This window comes from Dyadobacter flavalbus (assembly GCF_006149045.1).
GTDB classification, from domain to species: domain Bacteria; phylum Bacteroidota; class Bacteroidia; order Cytophagales; family Spirosomataceae; genus Dyadobacter; species Dyadobacter flavalbus.
The window spans coordinates 110,138-136,529 of the sequence record NZ_VBSN01000066.1 but is presented as its reverse complement, the minus strand read 5'-3'; the positions used below and the strand labels follow the sequence as shown (position 1 = coordinate 136,529).

Annotated in this window: 17 protein-coding genes; 7 read left to right on the top strand and 10 right to left on the bottom strand. The window is 46.0% G+C overall.

The genetic code is table 11. The annotated features are described in order from the left end of the window. Window positions 1-90 precede the first annotated feature (90 nt). On the top strand, window positions 91-4,143 hold the full coding sequence (locus tag FEM33_RS21130) for an FG-GAP-like repeat-containing protein (protein WP_139013970.1): 4,053 nt from the start codon (window positions 91-93) through the stop codon (window positions 4,141-4,143). Window positions 4,144-4,221: 78 nt separating this feature from the next. On the opposite strand, the gene FEM33_RS21125 is transcribed toward FEM33_RS21130, so the two are convergent. The 6 genes from FEM33_RS21125 to thrA all read right to left on the bottom strand — a co-directional run bounded on the left by FEM33_RS21125 (window position 4,222) and on the right by thrA (window position 9,887). After that, entirely contained in the window at window positions 4,222-5,118 is an 897-nt protein-coding gene (locus FEM33_RS21125) for a sugar phosphate nucleotidyltransferase (protein ID WP_139013969.1), read from the bottom strand. Between the two features lie 178 nt (window positions 5,119-5,296). Continuing rightward, window positions 5,297-5,623: a HesB/IscA family protein gene (locus FEM33_RS21120; RefSeq protein ID WP_138280801.1), complete on the bottom strand. Its 327-nt coding sequence runs from the start codon at window positions 5,621-5,623 to the stop codon at window positions 5,297-5,299. Window positions 5,624-5,728: 105 nt separating this feature from the next. Then, window positions 5,729-6,667, bottom strand: a complete 939-nt coding sequence (locus FEM33_RS21115) for a homoserine kinase (protein ID WP_139013968.1) — start codon at window positions 6,665-6,667, stop codon at window positions 5,729-5,731. Further along, window positions 6,664-7,056 carry a HEPN domain-containing protein gene (locus tag FEM33_RS21110; protein WP_139013967.1) on the bottom strand — a complete coding sequence of 131 codons (393 nt, stop codon included), beginning with the start codon at window positions 7,054-7,056 and terminating at the stop codon, window positions 6,664-6,666. The genes FEM33_RS21115 and FEM33_RS21110 overlap by 4 nt, the downstream gene beginning before the upstream one ends. Continuing rightward, on the bottom strand, window positions 7,053-7,391 hold the full coding sequence (locus tag FEM33_RS21105) for a nucleotidyltransferase domain-containing protein (protein WP_139013966.1): 339 nt from the start codon (window positions 7,389-7,391) through the stop codon (window positions 7,053-7,055). Before FEM33_RS21105 ends, FEM33_RS21110 begins: the two co-directional genes overlap by 4 nt. A gap of 39 nt (window positions 7,392-7,430) precedes the next feature. After that, window positions 7,431-9,887: a bifunctional aspartate kinase/homoserine dehydrogenase I gene (gene thrA, locus FEM33_RS21100; RefSeq protein ID WP_139013965.1), complete on the bottom strand. Its 2,457-nt coding sequence runs from the start codon at window positions 9,885-9,887 to the stop codon at window positions 7,431-7,433. A gap of 374 nt (window positions 9,888-10,261) precedes the next feature. Between thrA and FEM33_RS21095 the strand changes: the two genes are divergently transcribed. Beyond that, window positions 10,262-13,399 carry a SusC/RagA family TonB-linked outer membrane protein gene (locus tag FEM33_RS21095; protein WP_139013964.1) on the top strand — a complete coding sequence of 1,046 codons (3,138 nt, stop codon included), beginning with the start codon at window positions 10,262-10,264 and terminating at the stop codon, window positions 13,397-13,399. Between the two features lie 24 nt (window positions 13,400-13,423). After that, entirely contained in the window at window positions 13,424-14,884 is a 1,461-nt protein-coding gene (locus FEM33_RS21090; RefSeq protein WP_139013963.1) for a SusD/RagB family nutrient-binding outer membrane lipoprotein, read from the top strand. Window positions 14,885-15,126: 242 nt separating this feature from the next. Here the strand turns inward: FEM33_RS21090 and FEM33_RS21085 are convergent, their stop codons facing one another. Then, the gene (locus FEM33_RS21085; RefSeq protein WP_139013962.1) at window positions 15,127-15,867 is read right to left on the bottom strand and encodes a hypothetical protein; all 741 of its coding nucleotides are present in this window, start codon (window positions 15,865-15,867) and stop codon (window positions 15,127-15,129) included. Between the two features lie 221 nt (window positions 15,868-16,088). On the opposite strand from FEM33_RS21085, the gene FEM33_RS21080 reads away from it, so the two are divergent. After that, entirely contained in the window at window positions 16,089-16,346 is a 258-nt protein-coding gene (locus FEM33_RS21080; protein WP_139013961.1) for a hypothetical protein, read from the top strand. A 2-nt stretch (window positions 16,347-16,348) separates the two neighbouring features. Here FEM33_RS21080 and FEM33_RS21075 read toward each other — a convergent pair whose 3' ends face one another. After that, window positions 16,349-19,318 (bottom strand): FAD-binding and (Fe-S)-binding domain-containing protein, encoded by a 2,970-nt coding sequence (locus FEM33_RS21075; protein ID WP_139013960.1) that lies wholly within the window; start codon window positions 19,316-19,318, stop codon window positions 16,349-16,351. Between the two features lie 128 nt (window positions 19,319-19,446). Here FEM33_RS21075 and FEM33_RS21070 point away from each other — a divergent pair, with 128 nt between their 5' ends. Together FEM33_RS21070 and FEM33_RS21065 are read left to right on the top strand one after the other, a co-directional pair. Beyond that, window positions 19,447-20,904 (top strand): thioredoxin domain-containing protein, encoded by a 1,458-nt coding sequence (locus FEM33_RS21070; RefSeq protein ID WP_139013959.1) that lies wholly within the window; start codon window positions 19,447-19,449, stop codon window positions 20,902-20,904. A 345-nt stretch (window positions 20,905-21,249) separates the two neighbouring features. Further along, on the top strand, window positions 21,250-22,734 hold the full coding sequence (locus tag FEM33_RS21065) for an ArnT family glycosyltransferase (RefSeq protein WP_139013958.1): 1,485 nt from the start codon (window positions 21,250-21,252) through the stop codon (window positions 22,732-22,734). A gap of 31 nt (window positions 22,735-22,765) precedes the next feature. On the opposite strand, the gene FEM33_RS21060 is transcribed toward FEM33_RS21065, so the two are convergent. Continuing rightward, the gene (locus FEM33_RS21060; protein WP_201747820.1) at window positions 22,766-24,043 is read right to left on the bottom strand and encodes a sensor histidine kinase; all 1,278 of its coding nucleotides are present in this window, start codon (window positions 24,041-24,043) and stop codon (window positions 22,766-22,768) included. After that, window positions 24,040-24,717 (bottom strand): response regulator transcription factor, encoded by a 678-nt coding sequence (locus FEM33_RS21055; protein ID WP_139013957.1) that lies wholly within the window; start codon window positions 24,715-24,717, stop codon window positions 24,040-24,042. Before FEM33_RS21055 ends, FEM33_RS21060 begins: the two co-directional genes overlap by 4 nt. Before the next feature lie 169 nt (window positions 24,718-24,886). On the opposite strand from FEM33_RS21055, the gene FEM33_RS21050 reads away from it, so the two are divergent. Beyond that, window positions 24,887-26,344 (top strand): TolC family protein, encoded by a 1,458-nt coding sequence (locus FEM33_RS21050; RefSeq protein WP_229214340.1) that lies wholly within the window; start codon window positions 24,887-24,889, stop codon window positions 26,342-26,344. The last annotated feature ends 48 nt before the right edge of the window (window positions 26,345-26,392 follow it).

Below are 26,392 nucleotides of genomic sequence, written 5' to 3'. Positions count from 1 at the left end.
TTGGATAAGTAAACAGAGGAAACTGCAAGATTTGAATATGCTTGTCAAGGCATTCTGTCTTTTATTTTCTCACACTTATTCAAATGATCCATGAAGCATCATTACAGGTTTATTATCTTCAGTCTCCTTGCCTGCGGAGCAATCCTCGAAGCCGGTCTGCTAAGCGATTTTGTAAATCAGCCTGCATCCGTCCAGCCGGTTTCAGCAGTTAAAAGTGCAGCTCGCCGAAAGCCTGAGAAGTCCGTTGTTTCCGAAAACAGCATGTCGGACATCCGTCAGAGCCTTGCCAGACGCGAGTACAACATTTCTGAAGACGGTAAAAAAGGCGTGCTGCAAAGCCCGAACCGCAAGCAGGGACTCAGGGCTTATTACCAGCCCGGAACCCTGACAGTTCAAAACCGCACTGATTCTACCAGACATAATTTCAGGCTCAGACTCATCAACAAAGGCATCTTTGCAGATGGCAAGCTGTTGCATTTGCCCCAAAATGACGCACAGATTAAAAGCGAAGATAACCAGCTTGAAATCATTCATCCGGGTTTTACCGAACAGTACATCAACACAGAAGAAGGCCTTCGCCAGAACTTCATCGTGCGATCAGCGCCGGATAACGCCCGGCAGCTGCAGGTAAAACTTTCCGCCGAAGGCTTGCAAGTCAATGACCTGCATACCAACGAGCTGCATTTCTACACTGAAAAAGCGGATGGAGATCTGGAAAAGCAGTTGGTCTACAACGATCTGAAATGCTGGGATGCAAACGGAAAATCATTAGCCGCTACCTTGGCCTATCAGCAAAATGTAGTCGTCATTACCGTGGCTGCCAGTCGTGCCGCATACCCGGTCACCATTGATCCGCTTGTGACCAACGGCCATCCCGGCAATGCCAATAAATCCCTAGAAGGAAACCAGAACTTTGCATGGCTGGGCTATTCTGTAGCCAGTGCGGGCGATGTGAATGGCGACGGGTACAGCGACGTACTTGCAGGTGCTCCTTATTACGACAAAGGCCAGAACAATGAAGGAGCTGTTTTTATTTATCATGGTTCCGCTACAGGACTTGCTGCAAACCCCGCCCTGATCCTGGAAAGCAATCAGGCAGAAGCATTGCTGGGACATAGTGTTTCTTCGGCAGGTGATGTTAATAAAGATGGTTTCAGTGATGTGCTTGCAGGAGCAGTTAATTATGACAAAGGTGAAAGCAACGAAGGAGCTGTATTTGCATACTATGGTTCGGCAGCCGGTGTGAGTACAAACGGGTTTGCAGTTCTGGAAAGCAATCAGGCGGATGCCGGCTTTGGCAATTCTGTTGCCTTAGCAGGAGATGTAAATGCAGATGGGTTTAGTGACATTATTATCGGCGCGCACCAGTATGACAAAGGTGAAAGCAATGAAGGTGCCGCTTTTATCTATCATGGCTCGGCTTCGGGGATCGTTACTGCACCTGCAGCTACGCTGGAAAGAAATCAGGCCAGTGCAACAATGGGCTTTTCGGTAGCCAGCGCAGGTGATGTCAATGCAGATGGTTACAGCGACGTACTGGTGGGTGCCCGGCTTTATGACAATGGCCAAACAGACGAGGGTGCCGTATTTGTATACCACGGCTCTGCTATCGGAATTGCGGCAAGCAACCCGGCATTACTGGAAAGCAACCAGATTGATGCCAGAATGGGATATGCCGTAGCGTCAGCAGGCGACGTAAACGGAGACGGGTACAGCGATATCGTTGCAGGAGCATACCAGTATGACAAGGGAGAAACCAATGAAGGCGCTGCACTGGTTTACAAGGGATCGGCAAATGGCATTATCAAAGATGCAGTCATTCTGGAAAGCAACCAGAACGAGGCTCAGTTTGGCTCGGCAGTAGCTTCGGCCGGTGATGTGAACGGAGATGGATACAGTGACCTGATCATCGGAGCGCGCAACTATGACAATGGACAGGCTAATGAAGGAACTGCATTTGTATACCTGGGATCAGCAGCAGGAATCAGCACGGATGCCTCTTCAAAGCTGGAAAGTAATCAGGCAGATGCAGGGCTGGGCAACGCTGTTGCCAGCGCAGGCGATGTGAATGGAGATGGTTACAGCGACGTTATTGTCGGAGCAAACAGTTTTGACAATGGCCAGAAGGATGAAGGAGCAGTTTACGTGTTTCATGGCGGCGGAAGTGGAATTGATATTCAAAAAGAGACAACTTTGGTCAGTAACCAACAAGGTTCAAGATTTGGATATTCAGTTGCAAGTGCAGGAGATGTAAATGGGGATGGTTTTAGTGATGTAATTATAGGAGCACACCAATATGATAACGGTGAAGTTGATAAAGGTGCTGCATTTTTATACTATGGCTCAGTTAAGGGAATAAATTTTAATATAGTTACGACTTTACAATGTGATCAAGCTAATGCAAACTTTGGTGTTTCTGTTGCAAGTGCCGGAGATGTAAATGGAGATGGCTTTGGCGATGTAATTGTTGGTGCAGCAGAATACACCAAGGGTCAAACAAAAGAAGGTGCAGCTTTCATTTTCCATGGTTCGGCAACAGGCATTAATCAAATTGCTGCAATAATATTAGAAAGTGATTTGGCAAAAGCCTTAATGGGATACTCCGTAGCCAGTGCCGGAGATGTAAATGGGGATGGATATGACGATGTAATTGTTGGAGCTATGGACTTTAACAATGGACAACTAGAAGAAGGAAAGTTCTATGTATTTTCTGGATCACCAACTGGAGTAGTTAAAGCAGGCGCTGTTTCTCTGGAAAGTAATCAGGCAGACACACGTCTTGGTGCTTCTGTAGCAGGCGCAGGCGATGTTAATGGAGACGGTTATGATGATGTCATTGTTGGCGCATATGCTTTTGGTGATGATGATTCAGGAGCTGCTTTTATATATTATGGATCTGTTACAGGTCTTAATATTAATACTGGCACTTCCATAAAAGGTAATGAAGCACAAGCAAACATGGGTTGGTCGGTATCAAGTGCCGGTGATGTAAATGGTGACGGCTTTAACGATGTTATAATAGGGTGTACCGGATGCAATAATGGATATGGAACAGCTTTGGTTTATTATGGATCTACTAACGGCATCAACACAAACAATAAAATTACACTTTTAAGTAATCAAGACTTCTCCGCTTCTATGGGTTGGTCTGTATCAAGTGCAGGGGATGTAAACGGTGATGGATACAGTGATGTCATTATTGGTTTATCTTGGTACATTGACATGGATTTAGTACGCGAAATTGGTGAAGCATTAATATTTTATGGCTCCAATACTGGAATTGGTACAATAGCGAGTGTAATAGAAGGTGATAAGACTGGAAATTATAATTCCATAGGCGGGTCAGTAGCTGGTGCTGGCGATGTAAATGGTGATGGGTACAGTGATATTATCACCGGAGCACCTGATATGAGTTTACAATCACTTATTAAGGATGCTGCTTTCATTTACTATGGCAACAAATCAGGCAGCTTGCAAAACAATACACGCCTCTACAACTCCGACCTGGCAACACCAATCAATCAAAGCCAGCTCAGCAAGTCAGATTTTGGGGCGGGATTATTTGCGAAGTCGTTTCTGGGTAAAAACAAAGGCAAGCTCGTCTGGGAAACAAAGGCCAAAGGGCAGGGATTTTCCAAAGGCTCCAATAACCTGATTACCAACAGTACGCAATCTTCCGGTTCGCAGAATGCTTACGTGAGCCTGGGACTTACCGGAACTGAACTGAAGAATGTGATTGCCAAACAAGGACCTTCCACCAAAGTCAGGGTACGTGTAAAGTACGATCCTGCGCTGGCCATTACCGGACAAATTTATGGCCCGTGGCGCTACTTGCCTGCATACTTGAACGGAAGCAACATGGCTTCGGCACGAACAGAAACAACGCAGTCAGCAGAAAAGGACAAAACTGAATATTCCGAAGCGGAAGAACAAGTAATATTATATCCTAATCCTGTTATAAATCATCTGAAAATAATATCTGAGAAAATTGTAACCGAATTGAAAGTTTTTGATCATGCCGGCAACAAGGTGCATGCTGTCAAGAATAAAGATGGGATCCAGGAAGTGGATCTGAGCGACTTGTCTGAAGGAGTATATCTAATTCGTTTGAATGAGAAAACTTTCAAAATAATCAAGGAGTAAAAAAATCTCGCTTATAAAAATAAAGGTACTTGAAGCCATCCTCCAAGTACCTTTATCATTTATTCTCACTTATTTTTTTCACCAGAGCTTTTCAGGATACAAACCTTCGTCGTGCAATGCCGATAAAGCAGCCTGAACAGCGGGCTTGTCCTCCGGATATGTAACGCCAAACCAGTCCGAAGAACTGCGGAATACGCGACAATCGCCCATACCGCCTTTGATAATGTGGGTCATGACCGTAGGAATGTAGAATTCTGCTTTCGGCGTATTGATATTTTCTCTCGCGTACGTCTCAAACAAATCTTTGGTAATCGGGAACATGGATGGTTTAAATCCCCAGAAGTTCATGGAGACCGGCGTTTCAGGAGCGAGTTCGGTACGGGAACCGTCTTCTTCAAAGTAAATTTTACCGCCGTCTTCAAAGATTTTTGTCCGTTCCACAACCGATTCCAGATTATGATCTGCTCTTTCCACGCATATGCCTCTGGAAACGGTTCCATTTTCTGAAAGTGTACGTTTCAGCTCGTAGCCGATCATGGCATGCTGGTTTTCATTGGTATCATTCTGAAGAAAATCCGACATCGTTGCAAATGCTTCACGTCCGTAAAAATCATCCGCATTAATGACTGCAAAAGGCGTTTTTGTCTGCTCCCAGGCGCATAGCGTTGCATGGCCGGTTCCCCACGGCTTCACCCTTTCCACTTTCCCCAGGTCGGCTGGCACATACGACTGTATGCCCTGAATGGCAAAATCATATTCGATTTTCCCTTGCAGTTTCGGCGCAAATATGGCTTCTGCGCTATCCTTGATTTCCTGCCGTACAATAAAGACCACTTTTCCAAAACCGCTGCGGATTGCGTCGTATAATGAATAATCTATAATAGTTTCCCCGTTTGGGCCAAATTGGTCAAGTTGCTTGATACCGCCGTAACGGCTGCCAATTCCGGCTGCCAGAATCAAAAGAGTTGGTTTCATTGATCAAGTTTTGAACGGCGTTGCCGCTGTGTGTAAATTAATTTTGTTTATAGTAATCTGAAAGTATTATCCCAGGAAAATCCATTGGTGCGGCAAATTAAAACCTTTGAAGATTATAAAAAAAACGCACCCCGGTTTTTAGGAGTACGTTTCTGAAAATAAAATATTTTACAACCGTTTACACCGCGAAGCTTTCGCCGCAACCGCAGGTACGTGTGGCATTCGGATTTATAAACTGAAATCCTTTACCGTTCAGACCGTCTGAAAAGTCCAGCGTCGTTCCTGCGAGGTAAAGAATGCTTTTTTTGTCAACAATGATTTTTACGCCTTTATCTTCAAAAACCATATCGTTCGGATTGGTTGTTGAATTAAATTCAAGATTATAGGTCAGACCGGAACAGCCGCCTCCTAAAACGCCTACGCGGATCTGATAATCATCCGAATGACCGTCTGCATTCCGGAGTTCAACAATTTTGTTTTTGGCGGTATCGCTTACAGTAACCATAATATTTTTGTTTTTATAACTGATGTAAATAACGCACTGACGAAACAAGAAAGTTCATTTTGATAAAAAAATGAACAAATAACGATCAAGCGGTTTTTACCGTCTTCATTCTTTTTCCAGCACAACTGCGCCGCCTTTATTAATGGCGCTTACATGCACGCTGGATTCTATTCCGGCCTCTGAAAACTGCTGCTGCATGGCATTTCCCGCTTTTACCGCAGATTCCATTCCTCTGCTCAGTGCAAACATGGACGGCCCGGAGCCTGAAATGCTGCAACCAAGCGCACCGTTGGAAATGGCGGCCTGCTTTACTGCATTAAATTCGGGAATCAGGATGGACCGCACCGGCTCAATGATTACATCCACCATGGAACGGCCGATCAGTTCATAGTCCGCTTTCATGAGCCCGGCAACGAGACCGGCGACATTGCCCATTTGTGCAATCGTGTTTTTCAGTGAAACTTCATTGCGCAGGATAAACCGCGCGTCCTTTGTATTGATTTCAATATCAGGATGTACAAGCGTGCAATACAGATCATCCGGAACCGGAATCGTAAAAATATCCAGCGGGTTGTAGCTTCTGATCACCACAAATCCGCCCAGTAATGACGGCCCTACATTATCGGCATGTGCGGAACCGGATGCCATGCGTTCGCCTTCCATGGCAAATGGCAAAAGCTCCTGACGCGTAAGCGGATTGCCGAGCAGCTCGTTCATGGCCATAACGCCGGCCACCGCACTGGCCGCACTGGAACCCATTCCGCTGCCCAGAGGCATGTTTTTATGCAGCACTACTTCATATCCGAAATCCTTTATGCCCAGATGTTCAAGCATTCGGAGCATGACAACAGTCACCGCATTTTTCTCTGCATTCCGTGGCAGCCGGCCTTCATCCCCGAAAATATCCGTAATGACAATCCCGGGTTCGTCGCGTCGGCGGAGTTCCACCACGTCGCCGGGTTCTTCAATGGCAAAACCGAATATATCAAATCCGCAGGCAACATTGGCAACCGTTGCAGGAGCAAAAGCTTTAACTGAATTCACTGTAAATGATTGTTTTCCTTTAAATACTGTATAACGGCTTCTACAAAACGAGCGGCATCGTCAAGCGATTCCTTTGCATCTTCCTGTGAAACTTCATCGTAATCATAATCGCTGAACTGGCGTTTTTCAAAGCTTCGTTTTAAAGCCAGGCCGTGTTCCTTTGCTATTATCTGAGTTGATATAAATTCTTTATGAAAGGCATTATGTGCTCCTTTATGTGATTTTGCTTCAATGTTCCTTATATAAAGCAAAGCTTGCATACTGTGAAACATTGCATAGTAAGCGCGGCTCATGACTCCATAATACCCTTCACAAGTCATCAGATGCTGCGCTTCATTTAAAAACATTTTTACTTTATTAACTATATCTTCAAGTGTGTGATCGTTCATAGCAAAATGCCGTCATTTCTTACGTTTTGGACCAATGATGATCCAACTTGATCAAATTTAAATTTGGAAACAGGAACAGCAGAAACGGATATTGCGTATTTAAGGGATATATCGAAAGTAGTTGGTGAGAGCAAACTAATTTCGTGATAGGTTCTAATTTCTTCATCTTTCAAAACGACAAGATAATCAACATCAGAATCTTCATGCTCCTCGCCTCTCGCATAGGAGCCAAACAGAATTATCTTGTCAAGCCGTTCGCCATAAAACTCTCTCATGCGGCTGACAAATTCCTCTGTAAGTTCTCTGACCGATTCCGGTACTTTTTTGTTGCTCATTGCATCAATTGCTTTGTTAACAACACAATTTAAAACCTTCTAGCCCAAATAGCTACTGATACTCATGATATCTGCAAATACGCCCGAAGCCGTTACTTCTGCACCGGCGCCCGGCCCTTTGATTACGAGCGGACGGTCCTTGTAACGTTCTGTTGTAAAAGAAACGATGTTGTCGCTTCCGGACAAGGTGTAAAACGGATGGCCGGAATCTACTGTTTTCAGCTCAATGGTAGCCTTGCCGTTTTCAAGCGTTGCGATATACCTCAGCTTTTCCCCTTTTGCCTCCGCTTTGGACTGAATATCGGCAAAGTAGGAATCTGATATTTCCAGTTCCCTGAAAAATGCATCCACAGTCGGGGCGTTCAGGCAGTTTCCGGGCAGAATCTGTGAGATTTTCACTTCTTCCGATTCCAGCGGAACACCTACTTCCCTTGCAAGGATCAGTATTTTGCGGCCTACATCCGCCCCGCTCAGATCGTCTCGCGGATCGGGCTCCGTAAATCCTTTTGCCTTGGCTTCTTTCACAACATCCGCAAAGCGAACGCCCGGTCCGAAGTTGTTAAATATATAGGATAACGTCCCGGAAAGGATCGCTTCAATTTTCAGGAACTTGTCGCCGCTGGCCATCAATCCCTGAATCGTATTGATGATCGGCAAACCGGCGCCTACATTGGTTTCATACAGAAATTTTACGCCTCGCTGAAGCGCAGTCCGCTGCAAAGAAAGATACTCCGAATAGGTTCCGGAATTGGCTACTTTATTGGGTGTCACAACCGAAATACTGGCGTCCAGCAGCATATGGTAATATTGAACAATATCCTTATCCGAAGTACAATCCACAAAAACGCTGTTCGGCAAATTGAGCTCGATCATGCGCTGCACGAACGCGGGCAGACTTGTTTTCACGCCTTCGTCCATCACGCGGTCACGCCAGTTTTCCGGCTTGATGCCGTCCGGCGCAAGCAGCATTTTTTTGGTATTGGAAAGTCCGGCAATGTTCAGATTGAGCAATTTCTCTTCCCGAAGATAAGTAGTCTGGTTCCGGATCTGTTCCAGCAAAGTGCCGCCGATCAATCCTACTCCGACGATAAAAAGGTTCAGCGAACGCGTTTCTGACTGGAAAAATACGCCGTGAATGGCATTCAGTGCTTTGGACAAGTCGCTTTTGGCAATCACAACGGAAATATTCAGCTCGGAAGAGCCCTGCGCGGTTGCCACCACATTGATCCCGTTTTTACCCAGGACGGAAAACAGCTTTCCGGAAACGCCGGAGCTTTTCTTCATTCCTTCTCCGACAATGGCGATGATGGAAAGATTTTTTTCAATGGAAATGCTGTCGATGTAACCCAGGTTGATTTCGGTTGCAAATTCCTTTTCAAGAATATCACTTGCACGCTGCGCGTTTTTGGGATCAATGGAAAAACAGATGGAATGCTCCGAGGAAGCCTGCGAAATCAGGATGACGCTGATCGCATTACTGGAAAGTGCCGTAAACAGCCTTCCCGAAATACCCGCAACACCGATCATTCCGCTACCCTGAATATTCACAAGCGCAATTTCATCAATGGAAGAAATACCCGTAATTGCATAATCCTTGCCGTTTGCCGATTTCTGCACGTAAGTTCCTTCAAAATCAACATTGAATGTGTTCAGAACTTTCAGCGTGATGTTCTTGGCAAAGGCTGGCTGCAGACTCGGCGGATAAATCACTTTTGCACCGAAATGCGAAAGCTCCATGGCTTCCGCGTAAGAAATGGAAGGAATCGTGAAGGCATTGGCCACCTTGCGCGGATCGGCCGTCATCATGCCGTCCACATCCGTCCATATTTCAATAACGTCTGCATCCAGTGCCGCGGCCAGAATGGATGCCGTATAATCGGAACCGCCCCGGCCCAGCGTTGTGGTTATGCCTTCCGCCGTAGATGCAATGAATCCTGTAACGCACTGTAAAGCGGACGTTTTTGCAAAATATTCAAGAATCTGGCGATTGGTTATTTCAAAGTTCACGTCGCCCATACCGTACGTTGCGTTGGTATGAATGATCTGGCGGGCATCGCAGAATTCGGCGGCTATGCCTTTGCTTTTCAGGATTTCGGTGATGACAAGCGTTGACAGGCGTTCACCAAAGCTCATGATCAGGTCCAGCGTTCTTTCCGAAAGTTCGCGAATCCAGGAAACGCCGCGCAGAATATCTTCCAGCTCGTTGAACAAGCCTCTTACGCCGGCGAAAGTACTGCTCTGACTTTTTACGGGAATGAGTCCGCGCACAACGGCAAAGTGCCTTTCTTCCACCACTTTCAGGAATTCCGTATACTCCGTATTTCCGGAAGCGGCCATTTTGCCTATTTCGATCAGACGGTTTGTAACGCCGCCCATTGCAGAAAATACAACGGCAATCCGCTCTCCTTTTTCCAGATTTTTTTCGAGTATACTGATTACTGTTTTGATACTGTCAACCGAACCGACAGAAGTGCCGCCAAATTTAAGAACCTTCATTTAAGCTATATGGAATACTCAGAATAATAAACGGCTCACAGCCATTTGTTTTAGAACCGGATGCAAATATAGCAATTCAAACGCCCCGTACTCCAATGATCAGTTTAAAAGCGTGTTTGACAACCTTTTTTCTGTCTGACGGGAAATAATGCCGGTCAATGACGATAAAAAACAGGGCTTTTGTTCAAACATCCTTTTCAAATATAAACATATCGTTTATAAATATTATATTTTGAATAATGTAATATTTTACAACTAATATTTTACCAAAATGCTTTTATCTAACATAATATTATTTGAATTTGGATAATCGTAAAATATGATTCTTTTAACGGATCAATTACCTAACTATTTTCACTCTTAAATACTGAACTATGAAAAAAGTCTTTACGCTGAGTTTTCTGTCCGTTCTGATGCTGCTCGCCGGAGCAGGATACGGACAGGGGCTAGACATCAAAGGGAAAGTGGTGTCCAACGACGGCAGTCTGCCCGGGGCCAGCATTCTGATCAAAGGCAGCAGCCGGGGAAGCACGACGGATGCCAACGGTGAGTTCACTCTGAACGCGCCTGCCAATGCCACGCTCGTCGTTTCCTTTATCGGGTACAAGTCGCTGGAAGTTCCGGTCGGCTCAAAAACGTTCCTGGAAATTACGCTGGAAGAAGATGCCACGCAATTCAGTGAAATCGTTGTGACTGCGCTTGGTATCGCCCGCGAAAAAAAGGCATTGGGTTACGCCGTTCAGGAAGTAAGCGGAAAGACGCTGACGCAGGCCAGAGAAACCAATCTGGTCAACTCTCTTTCCGGTAGACTCGCCGGTGTTCAGATTACGAATTCCAACGGTGCGCCGGGATCGTCTTCACGCATGATTATCCGCGGAGCAAGTTCGATCGGAAGCAATAACCAGCCCCTGTTCGTTGTGGACGGCGTTCCGGTGGACAACAGCAACTTCGGCTCCGGAACCGGCGTGGATTACGGAAATGCCGCTGCTTCCATCAACCCGGACGATGTGGAATCCATCAGCGTACTGAAAGGACCGAGCGCCGCAGCCCTTTACGGTTCACGCGGAGCAAACGGCGTGGTGCTGATTACAACAAAAAGCGGAAAAGGCTCCAAAGGAATCGGTATTTCCTTTAATACCAATACGGCATTTGAAAGTCCTTTCCGGTTGCCCGAATGGCAGAATGAATACGGTCAGGGCGCAAAAGGGCTTTTCTCTTATGTAGACGGGGCCGGCGGCGGCATTAACGACGGTGTGGACGAAAGCTGGGGCCCGAGGCTGGACGGCAGGCTGCTTCCGCAATTTGATTCTCCGATCGGAGCTGACGGCAAAAGAACGCCTACGCCGTGGATTGCACATCCGGATAACGTAAACCAGTTTTTTGAAACGGGAAAAACGTTTACCAACAACATTGCCATTACCGGAGGAAGCGACAAAGCGGATTTCAGGCTTTCATTTACAGACCTTAACCAGACCGGAATTCTGCCCAATACGGATTACAAACGCAGAACCGTTTCCCTGAACGCAGGCTGGAACCTGACCAAAAAACTGAGCGTGCGTGCGACCGGAAATTATGTAAAAGACGGAAGCGATAACCGCAACAACTTCGGTTTGTACTTTATCTGGTTTGGCCGTCAGGTGGATATGGAGCAGCTTAAAAATTATCAGAAACCGGGAAGCATTTATCAGTATAACTGGAATGACAATTACTGGACAAATCCGTATTATCTGCTGAACGAAAGTACGCGTGCCAACGAACGCGACCGTTTGTACGGAAACTTCTCGGCGACTTACAAGTTCACCGACTGGCTTTCGCTGACTGCACGTTCCGGAACGGACTTTTATGAAGACCGTCGCAAGACAAAAACCGCTGCACGCCAGGCCAGAATCGGCGCTTCGGCCTTGTTTGACGCCTACAATGAAGAACAGATTTTTGTGCGCGAGTCCAACTCCGATTTTCTTCTGAATGCCACGCACAAGTTCGGAGCGTTTGACATTACGGCAAACATCGGAGGAAATCACCGCTCCAATTATGCGCAGCGCAATTACATGGGCGCTACCGAACTGGCGATTCCAAGGGTTTTCAATATGGGAAATTCACGTCAGCGGCCGGTTACGGAAAACAGCTTTATCCGGAAGACGGTTAACAGCTTATATGCATCGGCCAACCTTGGCTTCCGCAATTATCTTTTCGTAGACCTTACTGCGCGTAACGACTGGTCGAGTTCGTTGCCGAGCAGCAACCGGTCCTACTTCTACCCTTCTGCGGCTGTAAGTGCGGTTTTTACAGATATGTTTGACATTCAATCATCTGTTTTGTCCTTTGCAAAATTAAGGGCAGGCTGGGCGCGTGTGGGTAACGACACCGATCCCTACCGGCTTGCGAGTACTTACAAATATGAAAATCCATGGGGAAGCACGCCAAGCTTGTCTGAAAACAACGCCTTGCTGAACGCCGAGCTTAAACCGGAAATTACTTCTTCTTACGAGATCGGAACGGATATCCGTTTGTGGCAGAACCGAATCGGCCTGGACATTACTTATTACAAGAAAGTATCTTCCAACCAGATTCTGGACGTCAACATTTCCAATGCGACCGGTTACCTTTCCAAACTGCTGAATGCAGGAAAAATCGAAAATCAGGGTTTTGAAATCCAGCTCACTGCAACGCCGGTAAAAGTCGGTGCATTCCAGTGGGACATCGGCCTGAACTGGGCGCGCAACAAAAACAAGGTTATTTCTCTTGCCAATAACCTCACAACGTATCAGCTCAACACCAGCTACAATGCGCTTACGCAGGCGACTACGACAAACAGTTTCCGCGGATTGTCCGTTGAAGCGCGTGTAGGCCAGCCTTACGGAACATTCTTCGGAAAAGGTTTCCTGCGCGATCCGGAAGGAAATATTGTTTACGATGCACAGGGTTACCCGCAGATTGATCCTGTCAGCCGCGTTCTGGGAAATTTCACACCGGACTGGATCGGCGGATTTTCGAATACCTTCAGATACAAGAATTTCTCGCTGAGCACTTTGATTGATGTAAAACACGGCGGCGACATTTTCTCGCAATCCATCAACATCGGACGTTACACGGGAGTTCTGAAAGAAACGACGCTCGGACGGGAAGAAGGGATCATAGGCGACGGCGTCGTAAACATCGGCACCGCTGCAAATCCGGAATATGTACGCAACGAAAAACGCATTTCCTCGGAAGAATATCACCACAAATATTACCTGCTGACCAACAACGAAAACACCATTTTCGACGCCAGTTATGTAAAACTCCGCGAAGTGAAGTTTACTTACCTGCTTTCCGGACAGGCTTTCAAAAAGCTGCCTTTCCGTGACATCGCCATTTCGGTAGTCGGAAGAAACCTTGCGCTGCTGAAAAGCAACTTGCCGCACATCGATCCGGAGACCAGTTATTACAACGACGGAAATTTACAGGGAATTGAAAACGGACAGATCCCGACCACCAGAACCGTTGGTTTTAACATCAGTTTCAATTTATAAGTATTTATCCAATTGATTTTCAAAATGAAAAAGATCCTATATTCCTTACGATCAAAAACCTTGCTGGCAGCTTCCATTTTGTGTCTGTCTGCATGTACGGGTGATTTTGATGAAATAAATACCAATAACAACAGCGCAGCCTCCGGAACGGCCGACCTCTTTTTGCCGCACGGAATCCAGAGTGCCGTGGATCTATACTGGGGCGGTTCTATCGGTCAGGATATCGGCGACGGTTTTTCGCAGCACTGGGCGCGCATTCAGTACACGGATATTGATCAGTATACCGTTTCAAGCGATGTTTACACAACGGGCTGGCAAACGCTCTACATTGAGTCGCTTGCGGATTATCAGCGCATTTATAAAATCAGCCAGGAATCGGGCAATACCAATTATCAGGCGGTTGCAATGATTCTGCGTTCGTGGGTTTTCTCTTTGCTGACGGATATTTACGGCGACATTCCGTATACGGATGCCATTCAGGGTCTGGAAGGAAATCTTCTGCCCAAGTATGATGCGCAGAAAAACGTGTATGCCGGCGTCATTGCAGAGTTGAAAGCGGCAGGAGAAATGATCGATGCGGCAAACAAGGATAAAGCCATTGCAGGCGACATTCTGTTCAACGGTGATCTTAATAAATGGAAAAAGTTTGCAAACTCGCTGAGCCTTCGCGTGCTTAGCCGCATGATCGACAAAGCGGATGCGCCGATTGATGTAAAGGCAGAAATCACCCGCATCCTGAGCGATCCGGCAAAGTATCCCGTTCTGGAATCCGTTGCCGACAATGTGCAGCTTAATTATCTGGACGCAACCAACAACAACAATCCGATCAACCAGAACCGCAAAACACGCGACGATCACCGTGTAAGCGCCACGCTTGTAAACAAGCTGCTTGCACTGAATGATCCGCGGTTGGCCATATATGCCAATAAACCTGCGGACGGAGGCGAATACAAAGGCGTTCCGAACGGATTGTCGTCATCGGATGCCAATGCACTTGGCCTTTCCAAAACTTCCAAAGTCGGCGATTATTTCGTTGCTGCCACTGCCCCGGGCGTTATCATGACTTATGCGGAACTGCTGTTTCTGAAAGCGGAATTTGCCTATAAAGGAATAACCATCGCCGGAAACGTTGCCAAAAATTACACGGATGCAATCACGGCTTCATTCGCCCAGTACAAACTGTCCGTTCCGCCTGCATACCTTACGGCCAATGCCCTGAAAACCGGAGCTGAAAGTTATGTGCAGATTATGGAACAAAAGTGGATTGCATTGTACGGACAAGGTGTAGAAGCATGGACCGAATACCGCAGAACAGGACTTCCGGCACTTTCACCGCCTGTTCTGAATACGAATCAGAACATCATTCCGACACGCTTGCCTTATCCAAGCTCGGAAGAATCGCTGAACTACGAGAACTTCTCCTCGGCACTATCGAATCAGGGCGGAAAGAATGATATGAAAATGAAGCTTTGGTTCGCGAAATAGGGATTTTTGTGAAATGTGAGATGTAAAGGGTGAGAAGGGAAAGGTGAGAAGGGAGGAAGGAAAAGGGTAAAAAGGATGGAGGGAAATATTGGGCATGGTTCGATATTTCACTTCTTCTTTCCTCCTTTATCCAAAAAAACATCTCACTTCTCACTTTTCACAAAAAACATTTTTACTTCTCCCCTGCCTCCAAAAAACTTCTCACATTTTACATTTTACTTTTTACATCTCACAAAAGAACGTTAAAACGCAATCCCAAACCCTGCTCCGGCATTTACGACACCGATGAAGCGCTTTTCGCTTATTTTTTCAGATAGATCAAAACTTCCTCTTACAGCCCGGATGGAAACATTCTTGATTTCGGCCTGAGCGCCGATCATATCCCCGCTTATCTGAAAAAACAGTTTTCCGGCCAATGGAAGGCGCAGGCTTCCGCCGCCGCCAAGTCCGTATGCACTCGTTGAAACAGAACGCAGGCTTACATTAACAGGCTCGCCGCCGGATTCCGAAATACCGGTCATTTCCACAGACGGGGATTTTGCCCATACCTTTCCGATCTGCGCATGCACTTCAATCTGTACCCGGTTCATGTTAAGGTAAAGCGCCGGCCCGATCATGGCCGCATTCAGCTTCCATGTTGAAACGTTGTTCTGCCATGTAAAACTTTCGCCAAGCACTTGTGCGTAAGAATTGGCTTTTTCAACAATCGGTGCTGAATTGGTTTTGTTGATATTCATGCTTCCCGAAGCACGCAGCCCAAGCCATCTTGCAATCCTGAAATCGTAATTTACCTGTCCGAAATAACCGGAACCTGCAAGGCCCGCAAGCGGATCGTTCAGTTTTTCCCGCGCCAGTTCGCCAACCGGCAAGCTGTAACCGCCTGTTACTGAAAAAAAGCTGCGCGTATCCTGAGCAAAGCCGCTCAGCCCGACAAACAGAAACAAGACAGACAGGCAAAGGGAAAACTTGTTGAAATTATTCATGCGAATGGCTATATAACTTTACTTTTTGTTAGAAAAATCACGAAGGTAAGCCGGATATTTTACTAGGTAACATCAAACACAAGCGTTTTATTATAAAATTCCTTTTGTACTTGGCTAGGGGAAATTTTATCAACACAATGTTATAAAAACAGCTTTAAAATCGCTGATTGAGGCTTGGTACAAATTTGGTAAGTGCATGAATAAACTAAATCATTGAACCTATGGACAGGCGAGAAACAGACAAAGAAACCAGAGCAACCAAGAATACCAAAAATGTGTGGAAATACATTCTGGGCGTCGGAATTGTACTGATGGGAATAGCATTCTGGGGTGGATTTTTCAATCATAATGAAAGTTTCCGTGAATCGGAGCCACCTTCCGTTACCAATGCTTCTGCTGATTCCAACTCTGTTGCTTCTGATACAACACAGGAACTGCATTCGGATACCATTATGGAACATGTCCGCGGAACTGAATAAGGCTATTTGATCAGTGCATCCCATAAAATTTCGGCAGGATGTTTTGAGTAACGTCCTGTCCCGTCTTTTATCTGATGCCGGCAACTGGTTCCGGCAGCCGCAATAATCACTTCTTCCGGCTGCTTTCGTACTGTTGGAAAAAGAACAAGTTCTCCTATTTGCATGGAAACTTCATAATGTTCCTCTTCATACCCGAAAGAACCGGCCATACCGCAGCAACCCGAAGGAATTAACTGAACCTGGTAATTTTCAGGCAGTGACAATGCCTTTTTGGATGCAGATAAAGTAGACAATGCTTTCTGGTGACAATGCCCGTGCAACTTGATAAGTTGCTTTTTTTGTGTAAAAACATTTTTGTTAATGCGCTTTGTATCAATTTCACGGGCTATGAATTCTTCAAAGAGCATTGCATTTGCAGAAATCTTTTCTGCACTTTCTTTCAGAGTTTCAGGAACAAGCGCAAGGTATTCATCCCGGAAAGACAGTATGGCGGATGGTTCTATTCCGATCAGAGGCGTATCATATGTAATCAAGTCTTTGAGCAAATCCACATTCTGAACAGCCAGTTTCTGCGCTTCCTTTACAAACCCTTTTGAAAGATAAGACCTTCCGGAATCAACATGTTCAGGAATTGTAACCTCATAGCCCAGTTTTTCAAGCAGGTTTATCGTTGTCTTGCCGATCTCAACGTCATTATAATTCGTAAATTCATCGCAGAACAGATATACTTTCCGGCTGAAATCCGCATTTGTATCATTGACTGATTTTCCAGCTTTTCTTTTTTTCCACCATTGCATCAGCGTTTCCCTGTGCAGCAGCGGCATGCTTCTGTCGGGATGGAACCCGACCATTTTATTGGCCATTTTCCGTAATGCAGGCGTCCCGAATACGCTGTTAAACGCCCACGGTGCAATGGAAGCCAGTTTCATTTGCTGTGAAAATCCTGCAATGAGTTTGCTTCTTAAAGGTACTCCATGCGTTTCATAATACTGCTGCGTAAATTCCGCTTTCATTTTCCCGATGTCCACGCTCGACGGGCATTCCGATTTGCAGCCTTTGCACGACAGGCACAAATCCAGAATTTCCCTTACCATTTCCTGCGTAGGCGCAATTTCGGTCACTTTGTTGTCCGGTGTCAGATATTGCCGCAGGATGTTTGCTCTGGCTCTTGTCGTGTCCCTTTCGCGGCGTGTGGCCATGTAGCTCGGGCACATGGTTCCGCCGGTCAGTTCCGTTTTGCGGCAATCGCCCGAACCGCTGCATTTTTCGGACAGGCGCAGCATGCCTTCTTCTTTTGTAAAATCAAATGTCGTTTCAATCTTCGGCTGAGGCTTATCCTGTTCGTAACGAAGGAATTCGTTCATCGGAGGCGTATCCACGATTTTATTGGCGTTGAAAATCCCTTTCGGGTCCCAGATCCTTTTTACCTGACGAAACATTTCATACACTTCTTCGCCCATCATAAACGGAATGAATTCGCCCCGGAGCCGCCCGTCGCCGTGCTCGCCCGAAAGTGCACCGTTGTATTTTTTCACCAGCTTTGCCGTATCCGCCAGTACTTTGCGGAACAGCTCCTTGCCTTCGCCCGTTTTCAGATTGATCATGGGTTCCACATGCAGTTCCCCCGCACCGGCATGTGCATAGTACGAAGCGTGCAATCCATGCTCTTTCAGCAAAATCTCGACTTCGGCAATATACGCGGGCAAATCTTCAACAGCAACGGCGCAGTCTTCAATCAGATTGACCGGCTGCGTATCGCCCGGAAGGTTCCGGATCAGTCCTAATCCGGCCTTTCTGATTTCCCACGCTTTGTCGGCATCTTTCCCGAACAGCAGCGGATAAGCATAGCCCAGTTTATTTTCCCTGAGTTCTTTAACCAACGCATCGGCTTGTACTCTGACTTCATCTTCACTATTTCCCCAGAATTCGACCATCAGCAAAGCCGCCGGATCGCCTTCCATGAAAAACCGGTTTTGTGAATAAACCGTATGTTCTTTTGTAAAATCCATGATGTACCGGTCCACAAGTTCGGAAGCTTTCGGGCGGTGCTTCATGGCAATGTGATTGGCAAAAAGCGATTCGTCCAGCGAACTGGTATGAACACAGACAACGCCTACCGAAGCCGGCGGCACATCCACCAAAGCCAGTTTGGCCTCGGTAACAAAACATAAAGTCCCTTCCGAGCCGGCAATGAGGTTACAAAGATTGATTTCATTTTTATTAAAATTGCTGACCAGCGCATCCAGTGCATAACCCGAATTCCGGCGCGTTACGGTTGCCTTTGGAAACTCTTTTCGGATCAGTTCCTGATCTATGGGATTGGAAACAAGGCCGTACATGCCCGCACGAATGGCTTGCTCGCGCTGGCTTTTTATTTGCTTTCCTGCGATTGCACCGGTATAGTCGGCAACATGCTGATTTTTGAAAACCGTTTCACTTCCGTCTGAAAGCAAGGCTTTTACTTCCAGCAGATGATCTCTTGTAGAACCCCAGGTTATGGAATGCAGCCCGCAGGAATTGTTCCCGATCATCCCGCCGATCATTGCCCGGCTTGCCGTGGACGTTTCCGGCCCGAAAAGCAGTCCGTATTGCGCAAGATGTTTGTTCAAATCGTCGCGTATCACGCCGGGCTGTACTCTTACACATTTTTCCTGCACATTGACTTCCAGAATGCGGTTGAAATGCTTTGAAATATCCACAACAATCCCGCTTCCCACAACTTGTCCGGCGAGCGAAGTTCCGGCTGCACGCGGAATCAGCGTAACTTTATTTGCATCCGCGAATTCTATAAGCCGCTGAATATCTTCGGTTGTACGCGGCAGCGCAACGGCAAGCGGCAGTTCCTGATAAACGGAAGCATCCGTTGCGTAAACGGAACGCTGCGCAGCATGTACGGTAGAATTGTCAAAATAAAGTTCTCCCTCGAAGCGGGAACGAAGGGCATTGAATTGAAAAACAGATACGCGGCTCATCTGAAAATAAACAGAAATGGAAAGGCTAAGTTAAAATAAGTTGAGGGCTTTGGCACATTTATGTTACGTATATTGGCATAGTTTTTAAAAATCACATTCACATTCTATACTTCTCACGGATACACAAAATGAAAAAAGCACTATTTATAATACTGTTGTTTACCGGATTTATTGCAAATGCCCAGAACACAGCCACACTGACTTTAACAGCCTCAAAGCAAGGACCCGCCATTGCCACACTCATTCTGGAAGATGTACACTTTCATCCCAACCTGGGCACCGGGCTTGCCGATACCCGCCTGGAAACTGCAGCATCCGTAAACTTTAACGAAAAAACGAGTGAAAAAGCCGTCGTCAAACTGAATGAACCTAAAATAATGCGACTGCAGTACAGCGGAAACGGTGTCAATAAAACCTGGATGCTGTTTGTGCAGCCGGGCGACGAACTGAATATCAGCTTCTCCGACAACGCGGATGTTTCTTTTTCCGGAAAAAATGCCGCATATCAGGATTTCCTGAAAAGTTATTTTCTTGAAAATCAGTTTCAGTATCTGCCCGTATTCGGCTACAAGCCTTCGCAGATCAATAATGAAAGCGTCGTGCAGCAAAGCGACAGCCTGAAACAGGTCCGGCTGAACGCGTTTCAGAAATTTAAAAGTTCCAATACGGTCGTTCCGGCATTTGAGGCTTATGTAATGGCAACGACAAACACGGAACCTTCCTTGATGCGCCGGCTGATTCAGGAAAAAATCATGCGCCGCAACCGGGTCGTGAAACTGGATGCAGCACAGCGGAAAGAACTGGAAGATTTTACATTGTCCGATTTCAAGATCCAACCCGACGACGCATTGCTGAGCCAGGCTTACCGCGACGAACTGCGCAACTGGGCACTGATTCCGTCCACACGCAAGTTTCCGCTTGAATCCGGTTCGCGGTATGAAATCAGCCCGGAAGCTTTGAAGGATGTGTACGCTTTCAGTAAAGAAAAACTGGCCGCTTACCCGAAACAAAAGGAATATTTGCTTACCTACTGGCTTAATTACGCCGCTACGGCCATTCCTTCCATAGAAACGGGCAAAACACTTCTTGCCGATTATAAAACCACTTTTCCGCAATCGCCGTATTCGGAATATATTTCCAAGCTCATCAGGACAAAAGAATCATTGCAGCCGGGCGCTTCCGTTCCGGAGGTTACGCTGCTGGCTCCCGACAGTTCTTCAGTTACGGTTTCCTCGCTTTCCGGCAAACCCGTTTGTATGGTTTTTTCATTCAGCATCGGCCAGCACGAACCCGGGCTGAAAGTGCTTGAAGATAAATATGCCGGCAAAGTAACGTTTGTCTATGTTTTGGTCGCGCCCGGAATTCCGTTGAGAACCTGGAAAAAGTATACTAAAGAAAGAGCCGGCGTAAAACATCTCTGGGCTTCTGACGCAAACATTGAAGTGCTGAAAGAAAAATATGCCATTGATATCCGCTATCCTTTTATGGTTGTTAATGCTGACGGCAAGATCGTAAACCGCTGGATACCGCAGGAATTTCCGGATAATCAAACATTGGATGCAGAGCTGCAAAAAGCAGCGAAGTAGAAGTTATGCCGTAAATGATGGCTGTTTGCTGCAAAAATATTCCTGTTGATAACTCAGCTTAACCTTCGGATAAACAGCTCTGCCGGCCAATTTGATCTTGTGCTAAATTTATTGGCTGATGCTTCCTGACAACCTTGAAAGTTGCCGGAAAGCTGTCATTGATCAAATTTATACATACACACAAATCAAATGGATTTTAATAAACAGCAATTCAGCACTTTCGGCTTCACGAAGAAGAAAACAGCAATTAGTCCGGTAAACAAAAACGGACGAGGCTGTAATAAAAAAAGGAAGTCAATTGAGACTTCATCTTCGCTGTTTATTATTCTAAAATAGTTCTGTAAAATGGATTCAGGAAAGGAACTTGATTTGCGCAGGCAAAAAGAGTTTACTAAAAATCCGGGCTGGCTTTTGACCATCTGTTTTATAGGAATGACTTTTATCCCGAGGTCGTTTGATCATGTGCTGTTTATGGATGGACTGGCCTATGCAGCCATTTCCAGGAATATGGCTTTAGGGCAGGGCACATTCTGGGAACCGCATTTTGCTGATTCATTCTGGCTTCCCTACAATCAATGCTCGTTTTTCTGCGAACATCCGCCATTGATGTTCGGACTTCAATCGCTGTTATTCAGGATCATGGGCGACACCACGGCGGTCGAAAATACCTATAACACAATCATTCTGCTGGCCAGCATATGGCTGATTTTCAGAATTTGGCAAAAGTTGTTTGAGCATAAACGCCACATCCGGGAACACGCATGGCTGCCCGTTTTACTATGGTACTGCCTCCGAATTGTATGGTGGAGTGTACCGAACAACTTACTCGACACAACAATGGCTGTCTTTTGCCTAGGTTCCTGTTATTTCCAGTTGACCGCCATTACAGCAAGCCAATTCAAGCCTGGTCACTGGCTGCTTTCAGGAATCATGATTGTCCTGGCATGTATGACGAAAGGCCCTGCCGGGATTTTTCCGCTTGCGTTCCCGGCCATCTATTCCTTGGTTTATGGAAAGGTATTTTTTAAACCTGCTTTATCCGGCACCTCAACGATGCTTGCCGGATTTTTATCCCTGATGCTCCTCATTCTCCAGTACCCGCCAGCCCGTTATTTTCTCAGCCATTATTTTGAAGGACAGGTTATGGCGGCGCTGTTAAAGAAAAGAGAGAAAGTCAGTAATGACTGGACTGCCCATTTTTATCTGATCAGGCTCTTGTTCACAAATATTATTCCGCATCTTCTGATAATTCTGGGGCTTCTGGCTGCCCATTTTTATTATAAACTGGGACCAAGAATTTCCGGTCACACGAAAAACGTATGCTGTTTTACGTTCCTGCTGACAATCGCAGTCGTCTTTCCGATGCTGGCCAGTGTGAAGCAAGGTGATCATTATTTGTTGCCGGCTCTTCCTTTCGTCGGGTTATTTTTTGCCGCATGTACGATTGAACTGCTTTTACCAATTACAATAAAATTCCCGTTTGTAACCCGTTTGTCGGTTTATGCCTTGTCTTTGATGGCCGTGATCCTGATGACCTGCAAACTTTTCTGTCCCGAACCGGATCGTATGTTTGATATAGCAAAGAAACTTTCCGGATACGTGCCGCCCAATTCAAAAATTTATCTCCCAAGCAAGATTTCGAATTACCCTGAAATTCACACTTCTTTTCAAAGGTATAGCCGGTTATCCATCGCTTATAATCCAAACGAAACGAAGTACCTGTATTTTGACGATTCCAATGAAACAATGCTGGATTCTATCAAACAAACCGGCACGTATCAGATTATTGATCTGGGCGGTAATGCTGCGCTTGCAATTCATCACAAGTGATGCACGTGCCGTTTCTGGTATGAAGCGGAATTTATTTTACAGTTCCCGACTGTGCGCGTACACGGATAATATGCATAGAATCAATATTTTCATAGCAGATCTGCAGGCCGTAATTATCACAGATCTGCTTTACAATGGCAAGGCCGAGGCCCAGCGATTCCGCTCCGGACGATTCTTTTTTAAACCTTTCAAACAGCCTTTCAGGATCTGTTTTGAGCACATTTCCCGAATTGCTGATCTGAAGAAATCCATGGCCGGTTTCAATTTGAAGCAATCCGTTTACATGGTTATGCTTAATGGCATTGTTCAGCAGATTGGCAACCATGATATCCGCAAGCGCCGGCGACATCATTTTGTAAAAGCTGTCCGAAGACTGAATCTGTACATTAATCTGCTTGTGTGAAAGAATGTCTTCAAAATCGACGAGCTTGTTTTTGACAAACTCCGAAAAATCAATTTCTTCAAGTTCTGTAAACTGCTGATTTTCTATTTTGGCCAGTAAAAGTAGCCCCTGATTAAGCCGGGACATTCTCCTGGACGCATGATAAATTTCCTCGATCCAGTAAGTATGGTCTTTCCCGAGATCGCCCGACTGGATAAATTGTTCCACGCGCGCGTTGATGAGCGCCAGCGGCGTCTGGATTTCGTGCGAGGCATTTTCAGTAAATTCGCGCAGACTTTTATAATCGTGCTGCATTTTGGAAGCCATTTTTTCCATGACGTCGCCCAGCTCGTTGAACTCCGTAATGTTACTGTCTGCGAGCTTCAGTTTTTCATCCTTTGTCCAGTCAAAATCCTTGATGCGCGCCAGTGAATCATAGAACGGCTGCCATAATTTCCCGGAAAGACTTCTGTGAAAAAGGAACATACCAATCATCAGAAGACCGAGGAAAATAATAATCGCCGCAGAAACCGCTTCGATCAGTTTATAAGACTGAATCATGGACTTCCGGATCGCCACCCGATACGGTTTTCCGTTGATTACCGTATAAAATGTAAGCTGCCGGAAAGGGTCCAGACTTTCTTCATAGCGGTTATGAATGAGCGTATCCGTAAAAACCGCTTTTCTGGTAAAATGCTCTTTGGCAGGAATCACATCAATTTTATTTTCTACAAAATAGGAGTTGCTTTCCCATGTATTATGGATGCTGATGTAAGTTTCAAAATCCCTTTTTTCAACTTTAAGCCTGCTTTCGACTTCTTCATAAATCATTGTCCGGATGATCCGGTAAAAGGCAATTCCCACAACAAAGTAAATAACGAGCGACGCCAGCAGGTAAATGCGGCTGGTTTTTTGCAGCAGTTTCAAGAAGCAGTAAATTTATAGCCGATGCCGTAAATGGACTGAATATAATCTTTTCCGTCCTTTTCCAGAATTTTCCGGCGCAGGTTTTTGATGTGTGAATAAACCATATCCAGCGAATCCGACGAATCCATGTGATCGCCCCAGAGATGTTCCGCAATGGATTCCTTTGTAAGCGCAACGTCGATATTGGAAAGAAAATAAAGCAGCAGATCGTATTCTTTTCTGGACAGAAGCGTTTCCTTCTCACTTACGAAAACCTTGCGGGCTTTTAACTGCACCCGGATTTCCCTCCATATCATGTCGTTGCTGCCGCCAAAATGACGGCGCCGGATCAGCGATTTTACGCGTGCGTTGAGTTCGGAAAGGTGGAACGGCTTCGTCATATAATCGTCTGATCCTATTTCCAGTCCTTTGATTTTATCTTCCAGCGTGTTTCTGGCGGAAATGATGATAATTCCGGTTGTGGCGGCTATTCTTTTCAGTGTTTCAATAATGCTGAAACCATCGCCGTCGGGCAAGGTAAGATCCACAATCGTGCAATCGTACTGATAAAGGCTGATTTTTTCATCGGCCTGCCAGAATGTATTAGCCACTTCGCAGACAAAACCTTCTCTGGACAGGAAATCCACAATACTTTCCGCCAATCCCTTTTCATCCTCTACAACTAATATTTTCATGCAAGATTTCTGAAGATAACGGCCAAAGTTAAAGCCGGAAACTGGAAACATTTGGGAAGTCAATAAATTACCAATGAGGCTATTGCTGGCGGCCTTTTTCCCAAATGTTTCCAGAATCGGACTCTAATTTCGGCAGAAAGTTCTTTTGTCGGATTTATTTTCTCACTCCATGAATCAATCAAGTCTCAAAAACACGATTTCCGGAAAGCGCCGGAATTCCGGACCGCATTGCAGACAGGCTTTTCCATTTCTGAGTTCATTGTTGTTTTTTCTGCTGCTGTTTATGTCGCCCGTTTACAAAGCCGCAGCACAAAAAGTAAAATTGCAGGAAATACTGGAAAAGGGAAAGCAGAATTATCCTTTCCTGAAAGCCAAACAGGCTGAAATTCAGCATACTGAAAACCGCATCAAATCGGCAAAAACAGATTATCTGCCCGCTTTGATTGTACAGGATCAGTATACTTTTGCAACAAGCAACAGCGTAACGGGCGCATACTGGCCTAACGAAGGCAGCGCCATTTCTCCGTCGGGCGGCATCCGTTCAGAAAACATCTATACCGGTACTTTCGGCAGCTTTACAACCGCACTTGCAGACTGGCGATTTTTTAATTTCGGGAAAGTAAAAGCCAATGTAAAATCTGCAAAAGCCGAACTGAGCCGCAATCAGGCCGATTATGAAAACGAACTTTTTCAGCATCAGGTCCGCATTGCCGATGCTTATCTTGTGCTGCTGATCAATCAAAAACTCGTGGAAGCACAGCGTCAGAACCTGGAAAGGGCACTGGTTTTCAAACGTGTTACGGATGCAGCCGTCAGTTCGGGCATGCGGCCCGGCGTAGACAGCTCGCTTTCTGCTGCGGAATATGCCAAAGCGCAATTGCTTTTACTCGAAAGCCAGCGCTCCGAAAAAGCACAGCGGCTGAGGCTTTCCGAACTCACCGGCACGTTACAGGACAGTATTGAAGTGGACAGCATGGGTTTTTACTCGCAATTGCCCGTAATCCATGATCAGCCGGATTCATTTCTGAAAAATCCGGCACTGCGTTTTTCGCAGGCGCAGATTGACGTTTCACTTGCCCGGAGCCTTGCCGTTCGAAAATCATACCTTCCATCTATTTCACTATTGGCAGCCGGTTGGGCGCGCGGCTCGGGCATTTCCAATAAAGATGACTCGTACCGTACCGATTTTGCCAGCGGCGTTGGTTATCAGGTTTACAATTATCTGTTCGGGATTTCAACGCGCTGGAACCTGACGAACATTGCCAAAGTTCGCAATGATTACAAAAGCGAGCAGTTTCAGGTTGAACGTTTCAAGGAACTTTATGAAACACAGAAATTACAGCTGGACCGTCAATTGCGAGAAGCCCAAATGCAGCTTCAGTTATCACTCGAACAGGCGCGGCTTACGCCCGTTCAGCTCGGCGCCGCACAAAGAGCCTACAATCAGGCAGAAGCCAGGTACCAAAGCGGACTTACGGATTTGTTCACACTCGCACAAAGCGTAAATGCACTGAACCGGGCCGAAATTGACAAGTTTGTCACTAATGGCAATGTATGGCGTGCGCTGCTCATGAAAGCAGCCGCCGCAGGCGATATGTCATTGTTCCTGAACCAGATCGGAAACTAGCTTTTTGCCTTTTTAACCCGTCCGTAATACCAAAATCATTCAACTGTA

Coding starts and splice junctions, on each gene's coding strand:
- FEM33_RS21130 (WP_139013970.1), top strand. CDS start 91: ATGAAGCATCATTACAGGTTTATTATCTTCAGTCTCCTTGCCTGCGGA.
- FEM33_RS21125 (WP_139013969.1), bottom strand. CDS start 5,118: ATGAAACCAACTCTTTTGATTCTGGCAGCCGGAATTGGCAGCCGTTAC.
- FEM33_RS21120 (WP_138280801.1), bottom strand. CDS start 5,623: ATGGTTACTGTAAGCGATACCGCCAAAAACAAAATTGTTGAACTCCGG.
- FEM33_RS21110 (WP_139013967.1), bottom strand. CDS start 7,056: ATGAACGATCACACACTTGAAGATATAGTTAATAAAGTAAAAATGTTT.
- FEM33_RS21105 (WP_139013966.1), bottom strand. CDS start 7,391: ATGAGCAACAAAAAAGTACCGGAATCGGTCAGAGAACTTACAGAGGAA.
- thrA (WP_139013965.1), bottom strand. CDS start 9,887: ATGAAGGTTCTTAAATTTGGCGGCACTTCTGTCGGTTCGGTTGACAGT.
- FEM33_RS21095 (WP_139013964.1), top strand. CDS start 10,262: ATGAAAAAAGTCTTTACGCTGAGTTTTCTGTCCGTTCTGATGCTGCTC.
- FEM33_RS21090 (WP_139013963.1), top strand. CDS start 13,424: ATGAAAAAGATCCTATATTCCTTACGATCAAAAACCTTGCTGGCAGCT.
- FEM33_RS21085 (WP_139013962.1), bottom strand. CDS start 15,867: ATGAATAATTTCAACAAGTTTTCCCTTTGCCTGTCTGTCTTGTTTCTG.
- FEM33_RS21080 (WP_139013961.1), top strand. CDS start 16,089: ATGGACAGGCGAGAAACAGACAAAGAAACCAGAGCAACCAAGAATACC.
- FEM33_RS21075 (WP_139013960.1), bottom strand. CDS start 19,318: ATGAGCCGCGTATCTGTTTTTCAATTCAATGCCCTTCGTTCCCGCTTC.
- FEM33_RS21070 (WP_139013959.1), top strand. CDS start 19,447: ATGAAAAAAGCACTATTTATAATACTGTTGTTTACCGGATTTATTGCA.
- FEM33_RS21065 (WP_139013958.1), top strand. CDS start 21,250: ATGGATTCAGGAAAGGAACTTGATTTGCGCAGGCAAAAAGAGTTTACT.
- FEM33_RS21055 (WP_139013957.1), bottom strand. CDS start 24,717: ATGAAAATATTAGTTGTAGAGGATGAAAAGGGATTGGCGGAAAGTATT.
- FEM33_RS21050 (WP_229214340.1), top strand. CDS start 24,887: ATGAATCAATCAAGTCTCAAAAACACGATTTCCGGAAAGCGCCGGAAT.